This window comes from Pontimicrobium sp. MEBiC01747 (assembly GCF_053601635.1).
The window spans coordinates 1-5,840 of sequence record NZ_JBSHNS010000319.1; the positions used below are offsets into that span (position 1 = coordinate 1).

Consider the following 5,840-nt stretch of genomic DNA (forward strand, 5'->3'; position numbering starts at 1 on the left):
ATCACAAAGTAAGTACGATGAAGCTTTTAGTTGCACAAATAAGTCTTTAAATCTAGCGCAAAAAATAAACGATAAAGAACTTATAATAAATGCCTATTCTTTTAGAGCTAATATTTACGGTAATTTTTCACAAACAGATAACGCTATCAAAGATTTAAATAAAGCTCAAAAAATAGCAATGCAATATAAAGATGGCGAAAAATTAATTCCTATAATACAAAGTAAAAGTTTCCTCTATTATTCTAAAGGCTATTACCAAAAAAGTATTGCAGCAGTAAAAGAAATGTTGTCCTTTTTTAAGGAGAAAAATAACCTTAGAAGTCAAGTAGTTTGGCGTAATAATTTAGGAATGATTTATGCGAGCTGTAATTGTATGTCTATAAAAGAGCAAAAGGAGAATATGCATAACTCTATAGCTTTAGCCAATACTATTAATTTTAACTATGGAAAAGCCTATGCTTCGGTACATTTAGCAAGAGCTTTAATGAAAGAAAATAATATGGATAGTGCCTATTATTATTTAAACATAGCTAACAAAAAATTACCTAAAAAGATAAACCCAAGTTTTACAGGATATTTAAACCAAACTAAAGGAGATTATTGGGCAAATATAAATAACAAGACAAATGCAATTAAATATTATGAAAAAGCATATCAAGTTTGGGATAAACTAAATAAGTTAAAAGACAAACAATATGTTTCTTTAAATTTAGCTAATTTCTATAAAGACCTAAATAATAATGAAAAAGCATTTAAGTATATGAATACTTACACTGTAACCAAAGATTCATTAGTTAATAAAAGAAAAATTGAAAAAGAAAAAGAACTAGAGTTAACATACGAATTCGATAGAAAACAATATAGAGATAGTATTCAAAAAGCTGAAGATATAAGAGTTTTAGCGCTACAGCATGAAAACAAATTACAGCAAGAAAAACACACGCAACATATTTTGTTATTTCTATTTGGGATAGCATTAATACTAGGAGGATTTGCTTATTACGAATACCAAAAAAAGAAAAAACATACAGTAGTATTAAATGAGAAAAATAAAATTATAGAAAAAGCTCTTCATGAAAAACAACTGTTGTTAAAGGAGGTGCACCATAGAGTAAAAAATAACTTTCAAATTGTTTCAAGCCTATTAGAATTACAAACAAAAGAAATTGAAGATGAAAAAGCCTTAACACTTGCAAACGAAGGTAAGAATAGAGTGAAATCTATGGCGTTAATTCACCAGAAATTATACCAAAACGAAACAGGACTTATAGATTTTGATGAGTATATAAAACTATTGGTGAATGAATTGACAATATTATACAGCTCTGATAAAAAAATAAATACAGAAGTACAAGCTAATAATATTCATTTTGATGTAGATACAGCAATACCTTTAGGCTTAATTGTAAATGAATTAATTACCAATGCTTACAAGTATGCTTTCGATACTGAAAAAGAAAATAAATTGAAAGTTTCAATAGATAAGTTAAATGAAAGAGAATATAAATTAGTCGTATCAGACAACGGAAAGGGATTAGACAGTTCTATAGATGTTGCTAAAATGAAAAGTTTGGGATTACGTTTAGTAAAACGATTAACAAAACAACTACACGGTAGTTTAAAACTACTAAACGACGAAGGCGCAAGATTTGAAATAATTTTTAAAGACACAGAAACCAGAGCACTGGTAGATTGATAAGCAAAGCAACATAAAACTAATGAGTGCAATTAAAATTTTAGTAGTAGAAGACGAAATAATAATAGCAGATAACATTTGCGATACTTTAGATACTTTAGGATATCAAACATTAGAGCCAGCTATTAATTATACTGAAGCGTTGCAAGCTATAGAAAAAGAGAAACCAGATATAGCCATTTTAGATATTCAATTATCTGGAAAGCGAACAGGTATAGATTTAGCCGAAAAAATAAGACAGGACTACGATTTTCCCTTTATATTTTTAACCTCTAATGCAGACCCTATAACTGTAGGGGAAGCAAAAAAAGTAATGCCGCCTGCCTATTTAATAAAACCATTTACTAAAGAAGAATTATACACCTCTATAGAGATAGCATTACATAATTATTCTAAAAAAATAGGAGAAGTAGCAGGAAGCGATTTAATAATTAAAGATGCTTTTTTTATCAAAGAAAAAAATCTTTTTGTAAAACTAAAATTCGAAGATATTCTGTATTTAAAAAGTGAGCACGTATATACCGAAATCGAATTAGAAGATGGTAAAAAATATGTTATTCGTGGAAGTTTAAATTATATAATAACAAAATTAAACGAAAAATTTATTAGAGTTCATCGCAGTTATATTATTAATCTAGACCACTTAAAGCAAATAGACTATAATATGATTGTAGTAGGAAAAGAAAACATACCTATTGGCAAAAAATATAAAGAAGAACTTATGACTAAAATTAATTTGGTTTAAAGTAATAATTAAAAGAAATGCTTTGGTGTTGAAAATGAGTAGGTTATTTTTTAGATTTTAAAGTAGTTTAAAATACTTCAATTTTTATTGATAAAAAGTTTTGAGAATTAAGATTTATGTGTAAATTTGCATCCGGAAATGCGAGAGTAGCTCAGTTGGTAGAGCGTCAGCCTTCCAAGCTGAATGTCGCCGGTTCGAACCCGGTCTCTCGCTCTAAAAAAGCTTCATTTATTAAATGAAGCTTTTTTTATGCATATTATTTTAGCTTTTTTAAAGGTTAGTGTATCTACTTTAATTCATTCAAATACGTGCCAGACTCTATTTCGTAAGCCTCAGAATTGTATTCAAAAATACGAGCATGTAATACGCCACATAATTGTATAGTGTTACCTTTAACCTCTAACCAACTTCCTTCCCTCAAGCCAATAACAGGTTGTGTATTAAATTTGTGAAACTCTTTAATTCTAGTTTCTCTGGTTTCGCCCATATGCTTGCTATTAATATCAGGATCTAAGTAATGCGGATTTATATTAAAAGGCACAAAACCTAGTGTTTTAAAACTAGGAGGGTATACAATAGGCATGTCGTTTGTAGTATTCATAGTTAAACCACAAATATTACTTCCTGCACTAGTACCTAAATAAGGAGTGCCATTATCTACAGCCTGTTTTAAAGCATTTAAACAATTGTTTTTGTATAATTGATTAACCAGTACAAAAGTATTACCGCCGCCAACATAAATGCCTTTTGCTTGTTTGATTACTTCAACAGGATTTTCAAATTCATGGATACCAACAACAGATTTGCCTATATTTTTAAAAGCATTTTGTATTTTACTAGTATAATCATCATGAGAGATACCGCTAGGTCTAGCATATGGAATAAAAAGAATATTGTCGGTTTCCTTAAATAGAGATGCTAAAGTCTCCATAATATAGTCTAAAGGTTTGCCGTTGTATACCGTAGAAGTACTTGCAATAATTAAATGTCTCATGCATTAAGTGTTTCAAAAGAGTGTAATATAAAAAATAAGTATAAGTAATACTTAATTGTAATTGTTGTAAATTTATAGAAACGGATGTTTTAACAAAAGTTTAAATCTGTTTTTAATTTTAATTAAGATTATTAAACCGAACTTTATAGTGTGATATTTTTTATAAATAAATTTCACAAAAGTATATTTTAAAAAGGGACTAACTTCATGAAAAAATATGTAATAATAACTATTTTACTGTTGTCGTTAACAACACTATTTTCTCAAAACATAGAAAGAGTAGAAGTTAATGGTACAGTAGTCGTAAAATCAGAAGATTTAGAAGGCGTAACCATATACAATACATCATCCAATAAAGGAACTATAACAGATATAGCTGGGAAATTTAAAATTAAAGTAACTTTAAATGATGAAATTGAAATCTCAGCATTGCAATTTAGTCCAACTAAAATAACAATAACAAAAGAAATATTAGAAGCAAAAGAATTAAAGGTTTTCCTTGCCGAACGTATTAATAATTTAGATGAAGTAGTTGTATTGCAAAATGATTTAACAGGTATTCTAGAATCAGATGTAGAAAATGTAAAACTTGTAGAATATGTAGATTTTGGATTTGGAAGCTTTAACGATTACGATATGTCTGCAGATTATAAAAGTGGAGTCGTTAATACAGCAATACGCCAACCCAACCTATATCAAATGAATTTTTTAGGAATAGTAAAATTGATAGTACCATCACTTTTTGAAGTAAAAAGTAGAGAGACAAAACGTGAGGTTACACAAGAGAGACTATCTAAATTATATGGAACAAAACTAGCAGAAGCATTTACACACTCTTATTACACAACAAATTATAATATCCCTGAAGACAAAGTAAATAGCTTTATAGCTTTTGTAGAAAAAGCAGGCTTTAACGCCGAACTTTTACAAGAAAAAAACGAGTTACGCTTAATAGAATATTTACAAGAAAAAAGTAAACAATATTTAAACCCTAAAAATTGAAACCCCTTAATATAATTGTTTGTTTTTTGCTGTTTTTAGGAGTAAGTTATGCCCAGACTACAGAAATAGCAGGTACAGTAACTGGAGGAGAAGGCGTAGATGGCATACATATTGTAAATAAATCTAGAAAAGAATATGCAACAACCAATAGTTCTGGAGAATTTAAAATTAATGCAGTTGTAAAAGATACACTAGTCATCTCTTCAATACAATATAAACTAGAAACCTTAATTATAACAGAACAAAACATAAACACTAAAACACTTACTATTACTTTAGAAACATTAATAAATGAACTAGATGAGGTAACAGTAGGTAAAGTGTTAACAGGTAACTTATTGGATGATATGGATAACCTAGGCGTAAAAAGAGATATTAATTTTTACGATGTAGGCATTCCAGGCTATAAAGGGGTGCGCAAAACTAAAAGCGAACGATTACTTCATGAAGCAGGAGAGTTTAAGCCCAAAATGCTTTGGGGAGTATTAATGGGAGGTTTACCATTAAATCCTATTATAAATGGCATTTCGGGAAGAACCAAAGAACTTAAGCAAAGAGTAAAACTCGAAGCTCAAGAAGAATTAATGTATACAATAAAAAGTAAACTATCTAAAGACTTTTTTAATAATAATCCATTAGAAGACAATCTAAAAATGGAATTTTTCTACTTCTGTTCAGAAGATGAGAAATTTACAGAAAGATGCTCTAAAAGTGATATAGAAACGTTAGCATACCTTGAAGAAAAGTATAAACAATACCAAGCCAATAGAAAAGTAAAAGAATAATCCTGTTTTTTTGGAATACTTTTTGAATCATTTCATTAGTTTTGAAACCCTAATATTACAATTGTCATTATGCATATAAAAAAACTTTTAATTCTTTTAATATTACCATTATTTGCCTTTACAACTGCACATAAATATTATGTAAGTGTAACGCAAGTCGATTACGTAAAAGAAAAACAAGCAATACAAGTTACCTCTAGGATATTTATAGACGATTTTGAACGATTATTACAAGAACGTTACGACGATAAAATAATATTAAACACAGGAAAAGACGAAAAACAAATAGACCTTTACATTGAAAAATACATAAAATCAAAGTTTAAAATTAAAATTAATGGAGCAGTAGCAAACTATAAATTTTTAGGAAAAGAATACGAAGACGATATTATATATTGCTATATAGAAATAGAGAATGTAAACGAAGTAAAATCTTTTGAAGTAGAGAATAGAATACTCTTTGATCTCTTTAACGATCAAAAAAATATTGTTAGAACGTATATAAACTCAAAACACAAAACATTCGTATTAATTCCAGAAAACGATAAAGGTTTGTTAAACTTCTAATAAATATGATATTTAAATCTTAAAAATTGTTAATTTGAGCAACTATTTTAT

At 28.3% G+C, this 5,840-nt stretch carries 6 protein-coding genes and 1 tRNA gene; 6 read left to right on the forward strand and 1 reads right to left on the reverse strand.

Going from position 1 to position 5,840, the window contains the following annotated elements; translation table 11 throughout:
- From ACVC2P_RS10510 to ACVC2P_RS10520, 3 genes are all read left to right on the forward strand, one after another.
- Window positions 1-1,696 (forward strand): sensor histidine kinase (locus ACVC2P_RS10510; protein WP_452598433.1); only part of this gene is annotated, 1,696 nt, incomplete at its 5' end.
- 22 nt (window positions 1,697-1,718) lie between these two features.
- Entirely contained in the window at window positions 1,719-2,441 is a 723-nt protein-coding gene (locus ACVC2P_RS10515; protein WP_452598434.1) for a LytR/AlgR family response regulator transcription factor, read from the forward strand.
- A 140-nt stretch (window positions 2,442-2,581) separates the two neighbouring features.
- Window positions 2,582-2,654, forward strand: a tRNA-Gly gene (locus tag ACVC2P_RS10520).
- Window positions 2,655-2,727: 73 nt separating this feature from the next.
- On the opposite strand, the gene pepE is transcribed toward ACVC2P_RS10520, so the two are convergent.
- Window positions 2,728-3,435 carry a dipeptidase PepE gene (pepE, locus tag ACVC2P_RS10525; RefSeq protein ID WP_452598435.1) on the reverse strand — a complete coding sequence of 236 codons (708 nt, stop codon included), beginning with the start codon at window positions 3,433-3,435 and terminating at the stop codon, window positions 2,728-2,730.
- Window positions 3,436-3,642: 207 nt separating this feature from the next.
- Between pepE and ACVC2P_RS10530 the strand changes: the two genes are divergently transcribed.
- From ACVC2P_RS10530 to ACVC2P_RS10540, 3 genes are all read left to right on the forward strand, one after another.
- The gene (locus tag ACVC2P_RS10530) at window positions 3,643-4,437 is read left to right on the forward strand and encodes a carboxypeptidase-like regulatory domain-containing protein (RefSeq protein ID WP_452598436.1); all 795 of its coding nucleotides are present in this window, start codon (window positions 3,643-3,645) and stop codon (window positions 4,435-4,437) included.
- Entirely contained in the window at window positions 4,434-5,222 is a 789-nt protein-coding gene (locus ACVC2P_RS10535) for a carboxypeptidase-like regulatory domain-containing protein (RefSeq protein ID WP_452598437.1), read from the forward strand. Before ACVC2P_RS10530 ends, ACVC2P_RS10535 begins: the two co-directional genes overlap by 4 nt.
- Before the next feature lie 69 nt (window positions 5,223-5,291).
- Window positions 5,292-5,789 (forward strand): DUF6702 family protein, encoded by a 498-nt coding sequence (locus tag ACVC2P_RS10540; protein WP_452598438.1) that lies wholly within the window; start codon window positions 5,292-5,294, stop codon window positions 5,787-5,789.
- The last annotated feature ends 51 nt before the right edge of the window (window positions 5,790-5,840 follow it).

Coding starts and splice junctions, on each gene's coding strand:
- ACVC2P_RS10515 (WP_452598434.1), top strand. CDS start 1,719: ATGAGTGCAATTAAAATTTTAGTAGTAGAAGACGAAATAATAATAGCA.
- pepE (WP_452598435.1), bottom strand. CDS start 3,435: ATGAGACATTTAATTATTGCAAGTACTTCTACGGTATACAACGGCAAA.
- ACVC2P_RS10530 (WP_452598436.1), top strand. CDS start 3,643: ATGAAAAAATATGTAATAATAACTATTTTACTGTTGTCGTTAACAACA.
- ACVC2P_RS10540 (WP_452598438.1), top strand. CDS start 5,292: ATGCATATAAAAAAACTTTTAATTCTTTTAATATTACCATTATTTGCC.